Raw genomic sequence first — 17,697 nt, forward strand, 5'->3', positions numbered from 1 at the left:
ATCATCGCTGAACACTTTTGAAGGAGGCCACAATGGCACCTCGCGTTCTCGTATCCGACGAATTGTCGGAAACCGCTGTCCAGATCTTCCGCGACCGTGGCGTCGAAGTCGATTTCGAGCCGCAGCTCGGTAAAGACAAAGATCGTCTGCTCGAAGTCATCGGCAAATATGACGGCCTTGCCATCCGCTCCGCCACCAAAGTGACGGAAAAGATCATCGCAGGGGCGACGAATCTCAAGGTCGTCGGCCGCGCCGGCATCGGCGTCGACAATGTCGATATCCCGGCCGCCTCGCGCCGCGGCATCATCGTCATGAACACGCCCTTCGGCAATTCCATCACCACGGCCGAACACGCAATCGCGCTGATGTTCGCCGTCGCCCGCCAGCTGCCTGCGGCCGATACCTCGACCCAGGCCGGCAAGTGGGAAAAGTCGAAATTCATGGGCGTCGAAATCACCGGCAAGACGCTCGGCGTCATCGGCGCCGGCAATATCGGCTCGATCGTCTGCGCCCGCGCTATCGGCCTGAAAATGCATGTCGTCGCCTATGACCCGTTCCTGTCCAAGGAGCGCGCCGAGGAGATGGGCGTCACCAAGGTCGAGCTGGACGAGCTTTTCGCCCGCGCCGATTTCATCACGCTGCACGTGCCGATGACCGACAAGACGCGCGGCATCCTCAACAAGGAAGCGCTGGCCAAGACCAAGCCCGGCGTGCGCATCATCAACTGCGCCCGCGGCGGCCTCGTCGATGAGGCAGCCCTTGCCGAAGCCATCAAATCAGGCCACGTCGCCGGCGCTGCCTTCGACGTCTTCGAGGTCGAGCCCGCCAAGGAAAGCCCGCTCTTCGGCCTGCCGAACGTCGTCTGCACGCCGCATCTCGGCGCTTCGACGACCGAAGCGCAGGAAAACGTCGCCCTGCAGGTCGCCGAACAGATGTCGGATTACCTCGTCAACGGTGCCGTCTCCAATGCCATCAACATGCCGTCGATTACCGCGGAAGAGGCGCCGATCCTGAAGCCCTTCATCCGTCTCGCCGATGTTCTCGGCGCCTTCGTCGGCCAGGTCACCGAAGAGCCGATCAAGGAAATCGAAATCCTCTATGACGGCGTCACCGCCAACATGAACACGCGGGCGCTGACGAGCGCGGTGCTTGCCGGCCTCATCCGCCCGCAGGTCGCCGACGTCAACATGGTTTCGGCGCCGATCATGATCAAGGAAAAGGGCATCGTGCTTTCCGAGGTCAAGCGCGACAAGACGGGCGTCTTCGACGGTTACATCAAGCTGACGGTGACCACCGAAAGCATGACCCGTTCGGTCGCCGGCACGGTGTTTTCGGATGGCAAGCCGCGCTTCATCCAGATCAAGGGCATCAATCTCGATGCCGATGTCGGCTCGCATATGATCTACATCACCAATACCGACGTCCCCGGCATGATCGGCTTCATCGGTACGACGCTCGGCACTGCCGGCGTCAACATCGCCAACTTCCAGCTCGGCCGCGACAAGCAGGGTGGCGACGCCATTGCGCTGCTCTATGTCGACGGCGAGGTGGATGATGGCGTGCTCGCGCAGCTGACGGCGCATCAGGCGATCCGGCAGGCAAAGCTGCTGACCTTCAACATCGACTAAAGCGCGTCGCGGCGCGACCTGCTCTGGTTTCCTCCTCCGAAGGAAACCATGGACAACCCGGTGCCGGAAACGGCGCCGGGTTTTCTACGTTGGGGAATGATGATTTTCAGTGGTGCCGGCGTTTGCGGCGGACCATCTTGCCGAAGCGGGCTCTGTCGTCCTCGGCCTTCGTGCGGTGAAGGAAGGCGAGTCTGCTTCCGTCAAAACCCCGGAAGAACTCGTCCCAGGAGATTTCCTCCTGTGAGTCCGCCGAGAAATCGACGCGAACAGTTTCGCTATCCCTCGCATCCTTGATCCGGGCGGGATGACCGCCGCGCGCCTCGATCCAATCTCTGATCCTGCTGTAATCTGTCGTCGTGCCGAACCTGGCCATCAAACCCTCCGCAGCATTCGATTGCGACATTGATTACTTGCAACGCATGATCGACGGAATAGTTCCATAGGGTGGTAATTAATTGTCCGGCGATCTCCAGTTGAGCTAGTTGATGTTCAAGCATTCGTTATTTTGAGTTAATTCATATGAGCTGAAATGGAGGATGATGTGAAACGCTATTCATGCTCGATAATCGGACTGGCGATCGTGTCTGTTGTCATCGCCAATCCAGGCATCGTATTCGCCTGCAACAAGCTGATCGGCACCTGAGCCGCACCCCGCTTCCAAGGCGTGACTTCGGCCGCGCCTTCCTTTGTGACGCAATTGCGAAACGATCGGCTCCCCTTGCGTCCTGCTGCAATCCTTTCTATATCGGTCGCTTACCCAGAAAGGCGGCCGATCCCGCCTGAGATCAGCAATCCGCCGCAATTGCAGCGCAAGGGCGGGTTATGAGCGCGCAGAATTTGGCACCACCGTTGAACACACTGGATTTTGATAAGAAGCCGGAAGAGACCCGCGTTGTCGTCGCCATGTCGGGCGGCGTCGATTCTTCCGTCGTGGCCGGCCTTCTCAAGCAGCAGGGTTACGATGTGCTTGGCATCACGCTGCAGCTCTACGATCACGGCGCCGCTGTTCACCGTGCCGGCTCCTGCTGCGCCGGCCAGGATATCGACGACGCCCGCCGTGTCTGCGAAACGCTCGGCATTCCGCATTATGTGCTCGACTACGAGAAGCGCTTCCGCGAAACGGTGATCAATCCTTTCGCCGAAAGCTATGTAGCCGGCGAGACGCCGATCCCCTGCGTCTCCTGCAACCAGACCGTCAAATTCGCCGATCTTCTGGCAACGGCCAAGGAGCTCGGCGCCGATGCGCTGGCGACCGGCCACTATATCCGGTCGCGGCCGAACCCTTCGCCTGACCATCCCGGCCGCCGCGCGCTATTCCGCCCGGCCGATGCCGACCGCGACCAGAGCTATTTCCTCTTCGCCACGACGCAGGAGCAGATCGACTATCTCCGCTTTCCCCTGGGCGGCCTGCCGAAGGCCGAGACCCGCCGGCTTGCCGAAGAAATGGGCCTCGTCGTTGCCAAAAAGGCCGACAGCCAGGACATCTGCTTCGTGCCGCAGGGCAAATATTCCGACATCATCACCAAACTGAAGCCGAATGCGGCGCTCGCCGGCGAAATCGTCCATCTCGACGGCCGCGTGCTGGGAAACCATGAAGGCATCCTGCATTTCACCATCGGCCAGCGCCGCGGCATCGGCATCGCCACCGGCGAGCCGCTCTACGTCGTCTATCTCGACGCCCGTTCGCGCCGCGTCATCGTCGGTCCAAAAGAGGCGCTGGAGACGCACCGCGTCTATTTGCGCGACGTCAACTGGCTGGGCGACGAGACGCTCGCGCAGGCTGCTTCCGGTGATGGCTTTGCCTGCTACGCCAAGGTCCGCTCGACGCGGGCACCGGCGCCTGCCATACTGCATGTCGATGCGACAGGCACCTATGTCGATCTGACCGTCGGCGAGGCGGGCATCGCGCCGGGGCAAGCCTGCGCGCTTTATTCGGCGCCCGGCGACGACGCCCGCGTCTTCGGTGGCGGTTTTATCGAACGCTCCGAACGCGAACCTTCGGCCGAAGCCTCGCTGAAGGCTCTGCTGACCGGCCCCGTCGCCGCCTGAAACCTATCGGAAACGACGGGCGGCAAAGCTCAGCGTTTTTCTCTATCCTGCGCTTGACACAGAGCCGAAGCGCACCTTATAAGCCGCTCATCCCACGAGCCCGCAGCGCTTCGCGAGCAGGTATCGTTTGACCAGTGGCGGAGTAGCTCAGTAGGTCAGAGCAGAGGAATCATAATCCTTGTGTCGGGGGTTCAAATCCCTCCTCCGCTACCATCTCTTTGTTAAAGAATTTGTGATCCTTGCGGCTCGATATTGAGCCGCATTCACGCGGGCCGGTAGCACATTCCAGCTCCAAACGCTGCGGCAAGCGGACAAAACAGTTCGGCCTACGCCGAGAACAGTTATCTGTAGAGCGCTAAATGCAATAGCGGCATTTTCATCGCGTAGAGATGGGATGCGGCAGCGATGATAGCAGCCCATACGGCCAGTGAGAACATCACCGCCGCTAACTTAACCCCGACTGACTGCATCATTTCCTCCATCCGAGTATGTTCGTGCTCCTCCGCACGATCGAAGGCTAGCAGGGTGGAGGTCGATTAGCTATCGCAAGAAATCGCTACCAGAAAAGCCGCTCGGTAAGCTGGGAAAGCCTTCGGGAACCCGACGCCTCCCCCATTCTCAAACGACAAAGTAAAAATTGTCGTATTGCGCGCCATAATAATCAGGCCCGCTCGTTTCGGTGATGACGGGTTCGGTGTCGAGTATGAGATAGTCTATCAGCCCATAGGCGCTGAGATCAATCACTTGCGGGTCATGGATGCTGTCGGCGGTCACGTTGACCGTGACCAAGAACACGGTATCGCCGTTCAGCCTGCCTTCGATCGTCAGAACGTTGTCATAGTCTGATGTACCGTTTGCCACGCTGAATTGCTCGATCTGAAAGGTGCCGCCATCTGCGGCCTGGATGGGTGTCCAGAATACGCCGCCTGAGAGATAGTGATTGCCATCAGCTTCCTTTTGTATCGTTGCATCATCGCCATCGTGCCAGGCGCCCCAATCGAAGCCCTTGTAGCCTGTGGGGAAATCGTGTTTGCCGACATCCTCGAAATTGACAAAGATGTCGCCGCGCTCCGGCAGGTCAACAGCGATATTGAGCAAGCCGACGTCGGTAGCGCCTCTACCGTCCGAAATCTTGAAACTGAACTGGTCGAGGAGTTGATCTCCCGGGCCGAGCGCTGATACCACCGGATTGGAGGGATCGAGTTCATAGGTGTAATAGCCGTTGGAATAGACGGTCAGCGTGCCGTACTTTCCCTCGATCGTCGTCGTGGCCGGTCCATCCGGATTGGGCGGTTGCGGAATTCGCTGCCCGTTCACGAAGTTGAGACGCACAAGATCTCCGTCGGCATCCATGTAACTGGTGCTGTCCAGAATGTTGCCGTCAATCGGCTTGTCGACATCGAAAATAGGCTGGTATACGTCACCTGCGATCGGCTTGTGGTTTGCCATTTCCACCTCCCGTCTAAAGTATTGTTTGAATATGCAACCGTATCGGGTGCTTGGCAACGAAATTGACGGAGCGTCAGATCAATTCAGCTGTCAAATCCAACAGGCGCAATTTTTCTGCAGCTCAAATATCCAAGTAGAGGCGTCGGCTTCGACGTCTGCGAGCCGATGATGACGTGATACCGACGATATACTGCATTGATTGCTTCAATGCAGGCCGCCCACTCCGAGCAAGCTTTCTACTGCTTCGTGATCCTTCGACAAGTCCGACGGCGTACCGGTCCAGGCCACCCTCCCGCGTTCGAGAATGATGACCCGATCGGCGAAATCGAGCGCGCTCTGAATGCGTTGTTCGACCAGAAGGATCGTCATGTCGCCTGATTTGGCGAGTTCTGTGAAGGCCGCCATCAGTTCCTCGCAGATCACGGGGGCCAAGCCCTCCAACGGTTCGTCGACCAACAGCACGGACGGGCGTCCGAGAATGGTGCGGGCTGTTGAAAGCATCTGCTGCTCGCCGCCGGAGAGCTGGTTGCCGAGGTTTCGGCGGCGCTCCTTCAGGCGCGGGAACATGGCATAGGCTTCCTCCAGCGCCGTCTTCGGCCGCGCCTTCAGACCGACGAAAAGGTTCTCTTCGACCGTCAGCGTCGGAAAGACGCAGCGCGTCTGAGGCACATAGCCGAGGCCCCTATGGGCGCGCATTGCGCTCGGTGCTGCGGTGACATCCGAACCACCGAGGTGGATCCGGCCTTGATACCGCCTGGTCTGGCCGGCAAGCGTTGCCAGCAGCGTGGTCTTACCCATACCGTTACGGCCGAGCACGGCGAGACGGGCGCCCGCCGGCACGGTGAAGGAGATGCCTTCGAGCACCCGCGTCGGCCCGTATCCGGCCGACAGGTTTTCAACCTCAAGCGACAGGGCTGGCATTGGCATAGCTCCCGAGATAGGCCTCGCGCACGCGGGCATCCTTGGTGACATCGGCCGGCAGGCCGTCGAAGATGATCGCGCCGGCCGCCAGCACGATGACGCGCTTGGCAAAACGGAAGACGAGGTCCATGTCGTGTTCGATCATCAGGACGGCGAGATCGGCGGGAAGGTCGGCCAGCGCCTGTTCGATGCGGCCGGTATCGCTTTGCGGAACGCCGGCCGCAGGCTCGTCGAGCAGCAGCACCTTCGGCCTCAGCGCCAGCGCCACGGCGATTTCGAGGAGCCGCTGCTGGCCATAGGCGATCTCGCTGACTCTGCGATGCATCAGCGAGGCCAGCCCGAGTTTACCCAGGAGATCGTCGACCTCCGCCATGACGTCGGGCATGGCGAGGAAATTCCCGAACATCTTGCGGGTCTTTCCGTCACGCTGAAGGACGGCGAGCCCCACATGTTCGGCGGGCGTCATATCCTGAAAAAGCCGCGTCACCTGAAAGGATCGGACGAGGCCGCGTTTGACCCTGCCGATCGCATCCACCTTCGTCACCGCCTCGCCGCCGAGGCGAACCTCGCCGGAATCGGGGGAGAGATTGCCGGTGACGAGGTTGACGAATGTGGTCTTGCCGGCGCCGTTCGGGCCGATCAGCGCGATGCGGTCGCCGGGCGCCATTGCCAGCGAGACATCATTGGTGACGGCAAGGCCGCCGAAGGCTTTCCTGAGATTGGTTACTTCGAAGACCGGGCTCATGCGCGCGTCTCCTTCCGGCGGCCGATGAAGGCGGCGGCCGTTCCGTAGAGGCCTTTCGGCGCAAACAGCACGACGGCGATCAGCAGGGCGCCGACCATGGTCAGCCAGTGAAAGGGATTGGCCGCCGAGACATAATCTTCGAAGAGCATGAAGATGACGGTGCCGGAGAGCGCGCCGAAGAGGGAGCCGGTGCCGCCGAGCACGAGCATGACAAGCGCTTCGGCCGATTGCGTGAACGACAGGCTGTCGAGCCCGACGACCTGGGTCGAGATCGCATTCAGCGCGCCGCCGACGCCGGCAACGGCGCCTGAGATCACGTACATCTTGATGAGAGCGGCCTTCGGCGAGCCGCCCATGGCGCGGATGCGCAGCGGGTCTTGCCGGATACCGCGGCAGAGCATGCCGAAGGGTGAGCGAACCAGCAATCGCAGCAGCACGAAGACGATGACGAGCAGCGTCATTCCGAAGAAGAAGGCGGTGTGGCCGTAGAGATCGAATTCGAAAATGCCGAATATCGGATCCGGCGCGATGCCGGAAAGCCCGTCGCTGCCTCCCGTCCAGGCGGAGGCCTTGTTGGCAAATTCATGGAAGAGGTGGACGAGCGCAATCGACAGCACGAGTTGCGGCAGCCCATGCGCGCGCAGGATGATCGCGCCGCAGAGCAGCCCGGCAACCGCGCCCCCTGTTATGCCGGCAAGCATCATCAGCACCGGGTCGTTGATGCCGTAATGCGCCGACAGGATCCCGGCGGCATAGGCGCCGGAGCCGAACAGCGCGGCATGGCCGAGCGTTGCGACGCCGCAATAACCGGTCACGAGATCGAGCGACAGGACGAGCAGGGCGATCGTGATCATCCGCGTCAGAAGCGCCAGATTGTCGGGAAAGGCGAAATAGCCGATCGCGGCGATGGCCGTGATGGCCGCTACTCCGAGAAGATCGGCATTGACTGCGCGCTGATGCCGGAGGCGTTCGGTTTCGTTGTTCATGACGAGCGTCATCCTATTTCATCCTTCCGGCAAGGCCGCGCGGGAAGACGCAGATGATGGCGATTACGGCGAGATAGAAGAAGAATTCCCCGAATTCCGGCATCAGATAGCGTCCCGTCGTATCGATGGCGCCAAGCAGCAGGCAGGCAATCAGCGCGCCGGGAATGGAGCCGGCGCCGCCGACGGAGACGACGACGAGGAAGGTCACCATATAGCGAAGCGCGTAGTAAGGTTCGACCGGCAGCAGTTCGGCGCCGACCACACCGCCGAAGGCGGCAAGCCCGACGGCAACGGCAAAGCTCACCGCATAGATGATCTGGGTGCGCACGCCGAGTGCGGCAGCCATCGCCGCATCGTCGACGGAGGCGCGCAGCTTGACCCCGAAGCTCGTTCGCTCGATCGCGAACCACAGGGCGAGCGCAACGGCGAGACCGCAGAAGATGACGAAAAGCCGGTGCACGGGAATGGTGCGGAATCCGAGATCGGCCGATCCCTGCAAGGCGCCGGCAAGCGGTATCGTCTTCAGCGTCGGTCCCATCACGTAGTTCGCGATGCCGATGACGCAGAAAGAGATGCCGATTGTCATCAGCACCTGGGTCAGTTCAGGGGCGCCATAGATCCGGCGGTAGAGAAAACGCTCGAGCGGAATTGCGATGATGATCGTGACGAAGACGGCCGCGACGACTGCGACAGCATAACTAAGACCGAGGTCACGGGCGGCATAGGAGGCGATGTAGCCTCCGATCATGGCGAAGGCGCCATGCGCCAGGTTGACGACACGCATCAGCCCCATGGTCACGGAAAGGCCGATCGAGATCACGAAGAGCGCCATGCCATAGGCAAAGGCGTCGACGGCGATGCTGAAGACTGTCTGCATGTAAATACCTTACTTCGATGCGGCGGGCGCGATGCGCGAGCCCGCCGCCGGTCCGGATGCCGCAATCTTACTTGGCCGCGGTGAGGCCCGGATCGCCCTGTTTTTCGAAGGTCTGGACCTCCTTGTTGATGTAGGTCCCGTCATCGGCCTTGGCGACTTCGCGCAGATAGATGTTCTGGGTGATGTGCCGGCTTTCCGGATCGATCGAGACCGGGCCGCGCGGGCTCACCCAGGCAAGGCCCTTGACCGCGTCGACGGCCTTCTCTGCATCCTGCTTGCCACCCGTCGCCTCGATCATCTTGTAGATGACATACATGCCGTCATAGGCGCTGACGGCCGGGAAGGAGAGTTCAGCCTTGTTGCCGATCGCCTTGGCGGCAGCCTCGACAAAAGCCTTGTTCTCTGGCGAGTCGTGCGACACGGCATAGTGGAAGGTCGTCTGGATGCCGAGTGCGGCGTCGCCAAGCGCCGGCAGATCGGATTCCTGCGTCAGATCCCCCGGCGCGAAGAACTTGATGCCGGCGGCCTTCAAGCCATTCTCGTTATAGGCCTTGACGAAGCCGAGCGTCGTCGGGCCCGATGGCAAGAAGGCGAAGACGCCCTCGGCGCCGGAATCCTTGATGCGCTGCATGATCGGGCTGAAGTCGTTGGTGGCAAGCGGCATGCGGATGGCCTCGACCACTTGGCCGCCGGCCTTTTCGAAGCCGGCCTTTTCGAAGCCGGCCTTGAAGGCATTCTCGGCGTCGATGCCGGGGCCGTAATCGCTGACGACCGAGATCACCTTCTTGACGCCTGCGTCGAAAGCGACCTTGGCGATCGGCGTCGAGGTTTGCCACGTCGTAAAGGAGGTGCGCACCACGAGCGGGCTCTTGGTCACGATCGCCGAGGTGGCGGCGTTCATGATAATCATCGGCACGTTGCCCTGTTTCAGGATCGGCGTCACCGCCATGGCGTCGGGGGTGAAATAGAAGCCGGCGAGATACTGGACCTTTTCCTTGACGATCAGTTCCTGCGCCAGCGCCTTGGATTGGGCCGGGTCGGCCTGCGGCACGTCGCGGTAGACGATCTCGACCGCGTCGCTGCCGACCTTGTTGCCGTTGACAGCCATATAGGCTTCGATGCCGGCCTTGAAGTTCTTGCCCTGAAGCGCGAAGGGACCGGAGAACGGCCCGATGACGCCGACCTTGATCGTGTCGGCATAGGCGCTGGTGCCCATAACAATTGCCGCAGCGGCGGCCAGAAACAGCTTCCTCATTCTTCTCTCTCCCTTTTCGGCGTACTCCAGCGCCGTATTGAATTTCTGGTTAGCTTGTCATGCGAAATGGTGATGTAAAATGAAATAAATCCCCAAACACATGATTTGCCGGTTATGGTTCTGCGTGGTCATGACCACTCGTTGTTCGCTGCGTCTATGTGCGACTTTCATGCTCGATCTTCGTGTCAGAACGGCAATCCCACGTAGTTTTCCGCGAGCACCGTCGAGGCCGCACGGGAATGTGTGAGATAGTCGAGTTCGGCTTCCTGGATCTTCTGATCGAAATCGCCGGTATCGGGAAATCGGTGCATTATGGTCGTCATCCACCAGGAAAACCGCACGGCTTTCCATACGCGGGCGAGCGCCGTCTGCGAATAGGCGTCGATGCCGCTGTCGGAGCCTTCGCGGTAATGCTCGAGGAGCCCGCAGAACAGGTAATGGACATCGCTAGCTGCAAGGTTCAGCCCCTTGGCGCCGGTTGGCGGCACGATATGGGCGGCGTCGCCGACGAGAAAGAGCCGTCCGAAACGCATGGGCTCGGCGACGAAGGAGCGCAACGGAGCGATCGATTTTTCGAAGGATGGGGCGGTCGTCAATGCTTCGGCGTGATGGGCCGGCAGGCGCCGTCTCAACTCGTCCCAGAAGCGCTCGTCGCTCCAGTCTTCGATCTTCGCGTCAAGCGGGCACTGGATATAGTAGCGGCTGCGCGTGGCCGAGCGCATCGAACAGAGCGCGAAGCCCCTCGGGTGGTTGGCGTAGATCAGTTCATGGCTGACCGGCGCCACGTCGGCGAGTAGGCCGAGCCAGCCGAAGGGATAGACCTTCTCGAAACTTCGGATCGCCCGTTCGGGAACGGCTCTGCGGCTTATTCCATGAAAGCCGTCGCAGCCGGCGATGAAATCGCAATCGATGCGGTGGCCGATACCATCCTTCGCGTAGGTAACGAAGGGCGAGCCACGGTCGATATCATGCGGAGCCACATCGGCGGCATCATAGATCGAAAGGGCGCCACAAGCTTCCCGCCGCTCCATGAGATCGCGCGTCACCTCGGTTTGTCCGTAAACGGTCACGCGCCTGCCGCCGGTCAATTCGTGAAGATCGATGCGATGGTCGCGGCCGTCAAAGGCTAGCGAGAAGCCGTCATGCGGCAAGCCTTCGGCATGCAATCTTCTTCCAGTTTTGGCCTCGTCCAACAGCCCGACAGTGCCTTCCTCCAGCACGCCGGCGCGGACGCGGCCGAGGATATAGTTCTTGCTCACGCGGTCGAGGATGACGTTGTCAATTCCAGCTTCGGTCAGAAGCTGACCGAGTAGAAGGCCGGATGGCCCCGAACCGATGATGGCGACCTGAGTTCGCAAATGCTTCCTCCCTCGCATTTTTGCGCTTTGTCAGATTCTGCCGTGCCGCCATTGCCGCAACAATGGACATTCCGACCGAAAAATTGCACTTATCGAACATTGGCACAGGAGAGAGCCGATGAGCAGGCATATACCGACCTACGAGCTCTATGGCGAAAATACCGGGCGATCTCCGGAATTCTGGTTGCATTGCGAAACAATTCGCTCCCGCAGCAGCCTGCATCAATGGGAAATTCGGCTTCACCGCCACGAGAGCTTCTTTCAGATATTGTACATCGAAGCCGGTTCGGGCGATGCGATCTTCGGCAACAGGAACCACGCCATCTGCCCGCCTGCGATCATCACGGTTCCCCCTGGGCTCAATCACGGCTTTCGCTTCTCGCGTGATATCGACGGCCTGGTGATCACTATATTGAAGTCCCATCTTAGCCACCCGCCAGGCGAGCGAAGCCAGCTGGGCGAGTGGCTGGCGATGCCGCTTCTGACGCCGCTCGCTCCCGATAACGCCGAGGCTGCCTATGTCATGCAGACGCTGAGGCGGCTCGGCGACGAATTCGAAAACCGCCGCGGTGGCCGCAACGAGGTGTTGGCTGCCTATGTCGGGCTGGCGTTGCGGCTGACGGCGCGGATTTCGCATGAAGGACATGCACAGGAGCTTCCGTCAAACGAGAACGAGCGGCGGATGGAGATGCTGGACGAACTGATCCAGCAGCATTTTCGATCGCACAGGCCGGCTTCCTTCTATGCCAAGGAACTCGGCATTTCGTCGACGCATCTCAGCCGTATCGTTCGCTCCATGACGGGAAACACCCCGCATGAGCTGATCGCCGGGAAATTGATCGAAGAGGCGAAGCGCCAGCTCGTCTTTACCATCGGCAGCGTTCAGGAGATCGGATTTCGCCTTGGCTTTGCTGATCCCGCCTATTTCTCGCGCTTCTTCCTGAAATATACGGGCGAAACGCCGCGGGTCTGGCGGATGAACGAAAAAGCTCGGCTTGAACGGGCGTAGGGTCCGGCATTCGGTCTTCCGACATCGCGTGCGTCAGTCGCAGATGTCTCACGCGGCCGGCCACACCCAGTTCCGCACCTCCGGCATGTCCTCGCCATGTTCCCTGACGTAATCATGATGTTCCGCGAGCTTGCCGCGGAAGGCGGCGAGCGCGTCCTTAGCCTTCTCCTTCAGGCCCGGCACGCGCTCGATGGCTTCGATGGCGAGATGGTAGCGGTCGAGTGCGTTGAGGACGGTCATATCGAAAGGCGTGGTCGTCGTTCCCTCCTCGACGAAGCCGCGGACGTGGATGTTTTCGTGGTTGGCGCGCTTATAAGTCAGGCGATGAATGAGATAGGGATAGCCGTGATAGGCGAAAATGACCGGCTTATCGGCGGTGAAGATCGCGTCGAAGGCCTCGTCGGCAAGGCCGTGCGGATGCTGGTCTCTGGATTGCAGCGCCAAGAGGTCGACGACATTGACGGTGCGGATCTTCAGCTCGGGAATGGCCTTGCGCAGAAGATCGACGGCGGCGAGCGTTTCCATCGTCGGGACATCGCCGGCGCAGGCCATGACGAGATCAGGCGAGATCGTGTCCTCCTCGTTGCTTGCCCAGTGCCAGATGCCGATGCCGGTCTCGCAATGTTTCACCGCCTCGTCCATCGACAGCCATTGCGGCTCCGGCTGCTTGCCAGCGACGATGACGTTGACGCGGTCATAGGTGCGCAGGCAATGATCGCCGACCCAGAGCAGGCTGTTGGCGTCCGGCGGCAGGTAGATGCGGACGATATCGGCCTTCTTGTTGGCGACGAGATCGACGAAACCAGGATCCTGATGGCTGAATCCGTTATGGTCCTGTCGCCAGACATGCGAGGTCAGCAGGTAGTTCAGCGATGAGATCGGCTTTCGCCATTCGAGCTCGCGCGTCACCTTCAGCCATTTGGCGTGCTGGTTGAACATGGAATCGATGATGTGGATGAAGGCCTCGTAACAGGAAAAGAGGCCGTGCCGGCCAGTCAGGAGATAACCTTCCAGCCAGCCCTGGCAGAGATGTTCCGAAAGCACCTCCATGACACGCCCATCGCGAGAGAGGTGGACATCATAGGGCTCGATGTCCTCCATCCAGACACGGTCGGTGACGTCGAAGACGCTGCCGAGGCGGTTCGATTCCGTCTCGTCGGGGCCGAAGATGCGGAAGTTTGCCGCCTTGGCGTTGAGCTTCATCGTGTCACGCAGGTAACGGCCGAGGATCTCCGTCGATTGGGCGACAACGCTGCCGCGCCTGCCGATGTCGACTGCATAATCCCGAATATCGGGCACGGCCAATTCCTTGCGCAGCAGGCCGCCATTGGCATGTGGATTGGCGCCCATGCGGCGTTTGCCAGCGGGGGCAAGCGCCCGCAGTTCCGGTTTCAGCCGGCCGTCGGCGCCGAACAGGTCTTCGGGATCATAGCCGCGCATCCAGTCCTCGAGAATCTTGCGGTGGTCGTCATTCCCGCGGCAGTTGGAGACCGGCACCTGGTGGGCTCGCCAGAAATCTTCCACCTTCTTGCCGTCGACCTCCTTTGGGCCTGTCCAACCCTTGGGGCTGCGCAGCACAATCATTGGCCAGCGCGGGCAGCCGGCTGTGCTCTTGCCGCTGCGGGCTTGCTCCTGGATCTCGCGGATGCGCTCGAAGACCCGGTCCAGCGTCGCAGCCATTTGTTGGTGCATGTCGCGCGGCTCATGGCCGGTGACGAAAAGCGGCTCGTAGCCGTAGCCTTCGAAGAGACGTCGGAGGTCGTCGTCACCCGCCCGGCCTAAAATGGTCGGATTGGCGATCTTATAGCCGTTCAGATGCAGGATTGGCAGAACGGCGCCGTCGCGGGCGGGATTGAGGAACTTGTTGGAATGCCAGCTGGCGGCGAGCGGCCCGGTTTCGGCCTCACCGTCGCCGACGATGCAGGCGACGGTGAGGTCGGGATTATCGAAGGCGGCGCCATAGGCATGGACGAGGGCGTAGCCGAGTTCGCCGCCCTCATGGATCGACCCCGGTGTTTCCGGCGCCGCATGGCTCGGAATGCCGCCGGGAAAGGAAAATTGGCGGAAGAGTTTGCGCATCCCCTCGGCGTCTTCGGAAATATCGGGATAGATTTCGCTGTAGGTGCCTTCGAGATAGGTGTTGGCGACCATGCCCGGCCCGCCGTGACCGGGGCCGCATATGTAGATGATGTCGAGATCGCGGGCTCGGATGAGGCGGTTCAGATGCGCATAGATGAAGTTGAGGCCGGGCGTCGTGCCCCAGTGGCCGAGCAGACGGGGCTTGATGTGCTCTGACTTCAGCGGCTCGCGCAGCAGCGGATTGGCAAGCAGGTAGATCTGGCCGACCGAGAGATAGTTGGCGGCCCGCCAGTAGCGGTCGATCAGGGTGAGTTCAGCATCGGTCAGGGCGGCGGCGGTCGAGACATGCTTTTCCATTGGCTTCTCCCGTTCGAAAACACGTTCAACGTCAGTTCTAGCCGTTAGCGCCGGCGCGCCATTGATCTGGATCAGCGGGCGCGAAGAACGGACAGCGCTTCATCGGCGATCACCTGTTCTTCGTCCGTGGCAATGACATGGGCGACCATGCGGCTTTCCCTGGTGCTGATCGTTAAACCATTGGCTGCATTGGCCTTCTCGTCGATCGAAAGGCCAAGCCAGGACAGGTGTTTCGCCACGCCGGCGCGGATTTCCGGCTGATGCTCGCCTATGCCGGCGGTGAAGACGACGGCATCGAGGCCGCGGAGGGTTACCGCCATGCGGCCGATCTCGCCGGCAATGCGCAGTGTGAAAAGGTCGATCGCCTGGCGCGCTTCCGGCCGGCTGTCCTTCAACAGATCGCGCGTGTCGGCGCTGATGCCGGAGACGCCGAGCAGGCCTGAGCGGTGATAGAGCAAATCCTCGATCTCACCCAGAGACCGTTTTCTCTCTCCTGCCAGGTGCAGGATCACGCCGGGATCGAGGCAGCCCGGGCGTGTCGCCATCGGGATGCCGTCGAGGGTCGAAAAGCCCATGCTGCAATCGCGGCTGATACCGTCTTCCATCGCACAGAGGCTGGCGCCGCTGCCGAGATGGGCGACCACAGCCCTTGCCGTATGCGGCGTCTTGCGAGCGAGTTCACTGGCGATGAACTTATAAGAAAGCCCGTGGAAGCCGTAACGCTTGATGCCCTCCTCATGCAAGGAACGGGGTATGGCGAGGCGGCGCACGAGATCGTCCTGCGTGGCATGGAAGGCCGTGTCGAAGGAGGCTGTCTGGACAAGATGCGGCTTCAGATGGCGGAGCGCGCGGATGAAGCGCAGCGCTTGCGGCTGGTGCAGGGGCGCGAGCGGGATCAGCGCTTCGATCCCATCGGTGGCGGCGTCATCAAGCGCGACGGCGCTCGTGAAGCGCTCGCCGCCATGGACGACGCGGTGGCCGGCTACGGCCGCCGCTGCCATATCGAAGTGATCGGCGAGACGCGTGAAGGTCTCGTCGATGACCCCGTGCAGATCGTCCGTCACCTCCGCCTTCAGGGACATATCGAATGTCTGCGATCCCTTGGTCAGGACAAGCGAAAGCGGCTCGGCGCGGAGATCGATGACGCCCTTTCCTAGGTGTCGTGCCTCGGCACCATCAATCGAGAAGACGCCGACCTTCACCGTCGATGAGCCGGCGTTGAATGTCAGGAGGAGGTCGGTGGATGACATGTCTTCAGAGACTCCGCACAGTCGTCACGATGACCGAACTTAGCGCCGAAACTCCCGCCGGAAAGGCATGGCCGCCCGAGCGCCACATGCTGACGGTGCGTGGCAGCCTTGGGGCAGTTTTGTCGAATTACGCGAGGGTCACGCGGTTGACGCCAGATTGGCGTTACGATCGCGGATGAAGATGCTCGCCTCGGCGGCGGGCATCGCCTTACCGAAAAGATAGCCCTGGCCGATGTCGCAGCCGAGCTGCAGCAGGAAGGCAAGCTGGCCATGCTCCTCGACACCTTCCGCGGTCGTCTTGATGTTGAGGCTTCTGCTGAGGCCAAGCATGGCGCGGACGATTTTTTCCTGCCGTTCGTCATCGCGATAGGTGGCGATGAAGCTTTTGTCGATCTTGATCTTGTCGAAGCGGTAGCGGGCGAGCTGGGCAAGGCTCGAATAGCCCGTGCCGAAATCGTCGAGAGCGATCTGGATGCCAGCCGCATGCAGCTCTTCGAGAATGATGGCGGCGATAGCGGGATCCTGGATCAGCGCGTTTTCGGTGATCTCAATCTCCAGGCGTTGCGGCGGCAGCCGGCTTGCTGAAAGGACCTTGAGGATGCGGGAGGCCAGCAGCCTGTCTTCCATCTGCACCGGCGACACATTGAAGGACAGGGTGACATGCGCTGGCCAAGTGAGCGCATCGCCGCAGGCCTGCGCAAGGAGATCCTCGAACAGGGCGGTGATCATCCCGGTTTCCTCGGCAATGTCGATGAAAACAGGCGGCGGAATATTGACACCATCCTCGCCGACCCAGCGCGCGAGGGCTTCGAAACCGCAAAGCTTGCCAGTCTTTAAATCAATCAGAGGTTGATAGAAAGGCATGATCGCCTTGTCGGCGATTGCCGCGCGCAGCCTGCTTTCCAGAGAGGCGCGTTCCGTTACCTTGTCCTGCATCGAAGCTTCGAAGACGAGATAATGGTTAGGGCCGCGTGATTTGGCCTCATACATGGCGAGGTCCGCACGGTGGGCGGCGTCTTCCAGCGGCTCGCTGCCCTCAAGCCAGCGATCGTAGCCGACGCTGGCGCCGACTTCGACGGCAAAGCCATCGATATGGATCGGCCGGGTGACGGCCTGGATCAGCAACTTGGCGAAACGCTCCTCGCGCTCTGCCGTCAGGGAAAAGGCGACGATGATGAATTCGTCACCGCCGAAGCGGTAAACGCAATCCGCGTTGCCAAGCGCGCAGATGCGTCTGGCAACTTCGACCAGCAACACGTCGCCGCCCTTGTGGCCGACGAGATCGTTGACTTTTTTGAAGCCGTCGAGGTCGACGGAGAAGATCGTGACGTTGTCGTCCCATTCCTCGATCTCGGCCTCGCCGCTTCTGACCGGCCGTGAGAGGATTTTGCGCTCGAAGGCGTAGCGGTTCGGCAGCTTGGTCAGATGGTCGTGGGTTGCCGTCCAATCGGCCTTAGCCTGTTCGGTGGCGCGCAGCTCCATTTCCTTGCGCAGGTCGGCGATGCGCAGCACCGAATAGATGAAGCTCATCGCGCCAGCGATGCCGAGAGCCAGAACGAGCTTATCCGCCCCGTACTCGCCGAAACTGGTCATGAAGGAGACGAGGCGGTCGTCGAAGTGCAGCACCGTGCCGAGGATCCAGAGGGTTACTCCGAAAACCACAACCGACACGCATTGCCTTCCGGCCCTGCTTCGAAAAAACGCAGGCATTATCGCATTCTCCATCTCCACCCT

At 60.9% G+C, this 17,697-nt stretch carries 14 protein-coding genes and 1 tRNA gene; 4 read left to right on the forward strand and 11 right to left on the reverse strand.

Features of this window, described 5'->3' with window-relative positions; translation table 11 throughout:
• The first annotated feature begins 32 nt into the window (after nt 1-32).
• Nucleotides 33-1,628 (forward strand): phosphoglycerate dehydrogenase, encoded by a 1,596-nt coding sequence (gene serA, locus FHT70_RS03355; RefSeq protein ID WP_183698890.1) that lies wholly within the window; start codon nt 33-35, stop codon nt 1,626-1,628.
• 106 nt (nt 1,629-1,734) lie between these two features.
• Here the strand turns inward: serA and FHT70_RS03360 are convergent, their stop codons facing one another.
• Nucleotides 1,735-2,001 carry a hypothetical protein gene (locus tag FHT70_RS03360; protein WP_183698892.1) on the reverse strand — a complete coding sequence of 89 codons (267 nt, stop codon included), beginning with the start codon at nt 1,999-2,001 and terminating at the stop codon, nt 1,735-1,737.
• Between the two features lie 476 nt (nt 2,002-2,477).
• Here FHT70_RS03360 and mnmA point away from each other — a divergent pair, with 476 nt between their 5' ends.
• Entirely contained in the window at nt 2,478-3,677 is a 1,200-nt protein-coding gene (gene mnmA, locus FHT70_RS03365; protein ID WP_183698894.1) for a tRNA 2-thiouridine(34) synthase MnmA, read from the forward strand.
• Between the two features lie 136 nt (nt 3,678-3,813).
• A tRNA-Met gene (locus FHT70_RS03370) sits at nt 3,814-3,890 on the forward strand.
• 405 nt (nt 3,891-4,295) lie between these two features.
• Here the strand turns inward: FHT70_RS03370 and FHT70_RS03375 are convergent.
• From FHT70_RS03375 to pobA, 7 genes are all read right to left on the reverse strand, one after another.
• On the reverse strand, nt 4,296-5,126 hold the full coding sequence (locus FHT70_RS03375) for a VCBS domain-containing protein (RefSeq protein WP_183698896.1): 831 nt from the start codon (nt 5,124-5,126) through the stop codon (nt 4,296-4,298).
• 204 nt (nt 5,127-5,330) lie between these two features.
• Nucleotides 5,331-6,047 (reverse strand): ABC transporter ATP-binding protein, encoded by a 717-nt coding sequence (locus tag FHT70_RS03380; RefSeq protein ID WP_183698898.1) that lies wholly within the window; start codon nt 6,045-6,047, stop codon nt 5,331-5,333.
• Nucleotides 6,028-6,792 carry an ABC transporter ATP-binding protein gene (locus FHT70_RS03385; RefSeq protein ID WP_085779309.1) on the reverse strand — a complete coding sequence of 255 codons (765 nt, stop codon included), beginning with the start codon at nt 6,790-6,792 and terminating at the stop codon, nt 6,028-6,030. The genes FHT70_RS03380 and FHT70_RS03385 overlap by 20 nt, the downstream gene beginning before the upstream one ends.
• Nucleotides 6,789-7,790 (reverse strand): branched-chain amino acid ABC transporter permease, encoded by a 1,002-nt coding sequence (locus tag FHT70_RS03390; RefSeq protein WP_183698901.1) that lies wholly within the window; start codon nt 7,788-7,790, stop codon nt 6,789-6,791. The genes FHT70_RS03385 and FHT70_RS03390 overlap by 4 nt, the downstream gene beginning before the upstream one ends.
• A gap of 1 nt (nt 7,791) precedes the next feature.
• Nucleotides 7,792-8,655 (reverse strand): branched-chain amino acid ABC transporter permease, encoded by an 864-nt coding sequence (locus FHT70_RS03395; protein ID WP_183698903.1) that lies wholly within the window; start codon nt 8,653-8,655, stop codon nt 7,792-7,794.
• A 67-nt stretch (nt 8,656-8,722) separates the two neighbouring features.
• Complete coding sequence (locus FHT70_RS03400) at nt 8,723-9,910, reverse strand: ABC transporter substrate-binding protein (protein ID WP_183698905.1); 1,188 nt, start codon at nt 9,908-9,910, stop codon at nt 8,723-8,725.
• 185 nt (nt 9,911-10,095) lie between these two features.
• A complete protein-coding gene (pobA, locus tag FHT70_RS03405; protein WP_183698907.1) occupies nt 10,096-11,268 on the reverse strand; it encodes a 4-hydroxybenzoate 3-monooxygenase in 1,173 nt (390 codons plus the stop codon).
• A 118-nt stretch (nt 11,269-11,386) separates the two neighbouring features.
• Between pobA and FHT70_RS03410 the strand changes: the two genes are divergently transcribed.
• Nucleotides 11,387-12,277, forward strand: coding sequence for a helix-turn-helix domain-containing protein (locus FHT70_RS03410; RefSeq protein ID WP_183698910.1), 891 nt, complete (start codon nt 11,387-11,389; stop codon nt 12,275-12,277).
• Nucleotides 12,278-12,325: 48 nt separating this feature from the next.
• Here the strand turns inward: FHT70_RS03410 and FHT70_RS03415 are convergent, their stop codons facing one another.
• The 3 genes from FHT70_RS03415 to FHT70_RS03425 form a co-directional block, all read right to left on the reverse strand.
• A complete protein-coding gene (locus tag FHT70_RS03415; RefSeq protein ID WP_183698911.1) occupies nt 12,326-14,713 on the reverse strand; it encodes a phosphoketolase family protein in 2,388 nt (795 codons plus the stop codon).
• Nucleotides 14,714-14,784: 71 nt separating this feature from the next.
• Nucleotides 14,785-15,963 (reverse strand): acetate/propionate family kinase, encoded by a 1,179-nt coding sequence (locus FHT70_RS03420; protein ID WP_183698913.1) that lies wholly within the window; start codon nt 15,961-15,963, stop codon nt 14,785-14,787.
• Nucleotides 15,964-16,101: 138 nt separating this feature from the next.
• On the reverse strand, nt 16,102-17,673 hold the full coding sequence (locus FHT70_RS03425) for a bifunctional diguanylate cyclase/phosphodiesterase (protein WP_183698915.1): 1,572 nt from the start codon (nt 17,671-17,673) through the stop codon (nt 16,102-16,104).
• Nucleotides 17,674-17,697 lie beyond the last annotated feature (24 nt).

It is taken from the genome of Rhizobium sp. BK049 (assembly GCF_014193135.1).
GTDB lineage: Bacteria > Pseudomonadota > Alphaproteobacteria > Rhizobiales > Rhizobiaceae > Rhizobium.

Excerpts from the sequence above, each read along its gene's own strand:
- serA (WP_183698890.1), top strand. The coding sequence starts at position 33 with ATGGCACCTCGCGTTCTCGTATCCGACGAATTGTCGGAAACCGCTGTC.
- FHT70_RS03360 (WP_183698892.1), bottom strand. The coding sequence starts at position 2,001 with ATGGCCAGGTTCGGCACGACGACAGATTACAGCAGGATCAGAGATTGG.
- FHT70_RS03375 (WP_183698896.1), bottom strand. The coding sequence starts at position 5,126 with ATGGCAAACCACAAGCCGATCGCAGGTGACGTATACCAGCCTATTTTC.
- FHT70_RS03380 (WP_183698898.1), bottom strand. The coding sequence starts at position 6,047 with ATGCCAGCCCTGTCGCTTGAGGTTGAAAACCTGTCGGCCGGATACGGG.
- FHT70_RS03385 (WP_085779309.1), bottom strand. The coding sequence starts at position 6,792 with ATGAGCCCGGTCTTCGAAGTAACCAATCTCAGGAAAGCCTTCGGCGGC.
- FHT70_RS03390 (WP_183698901.1), bottom strand. The coding sequence starts at position 7,790 with ATGACGCTCGTCATGAACAACGAAACCGAACGCCTCCGGCATCAGCGC.
- FHT70_RS03395 (WP_183698903.1), bottom strand. The coding sequence starts at position 8,655 with ATGCAGACAGTCTTCAGCATCGCCGTCGACGCCTTTGCCTATGGCATG.
- FHT70_RS03400 (WP_183698905.1), bottom strand. The coding sequence starts at position 9,910 with ATGAGGAAGCTGTTTCTGGCCGCCGCTGCGGCAATTGTTATGGGCACC.
- FHT70_RS03410 (WP_183698910.1), top strand. The coding sequence starts at position 11,387 with ATGAGCAGGCATATACCGACCTACGAGCTCTATGGCGAAAATACCGGG.
- FHT70_RS03415 (WP_183698911.1), bottom strand. The coding sequence starts at position 14,713 with ATGGAAAAGCATGTCTCGACCGCCGCCGCCCTGACCGATGCTGAACTC.
- FHT70_RS03420 (WP_183698913.1), bottom strand. The coding sequence starts at position 15,963 with ATGTCATCCACCGACCTCCTCCTGACATTCAACGCCGGCTCATCGACG.
- FHT70_RS03425 (WP_183698915.1), bottom strand. The coding sequence starts at position 17,673 with ATGCCTGCGTTTTTTCGAAGCAGGGCCGGAAGGCAATGCGTGTCGGTT.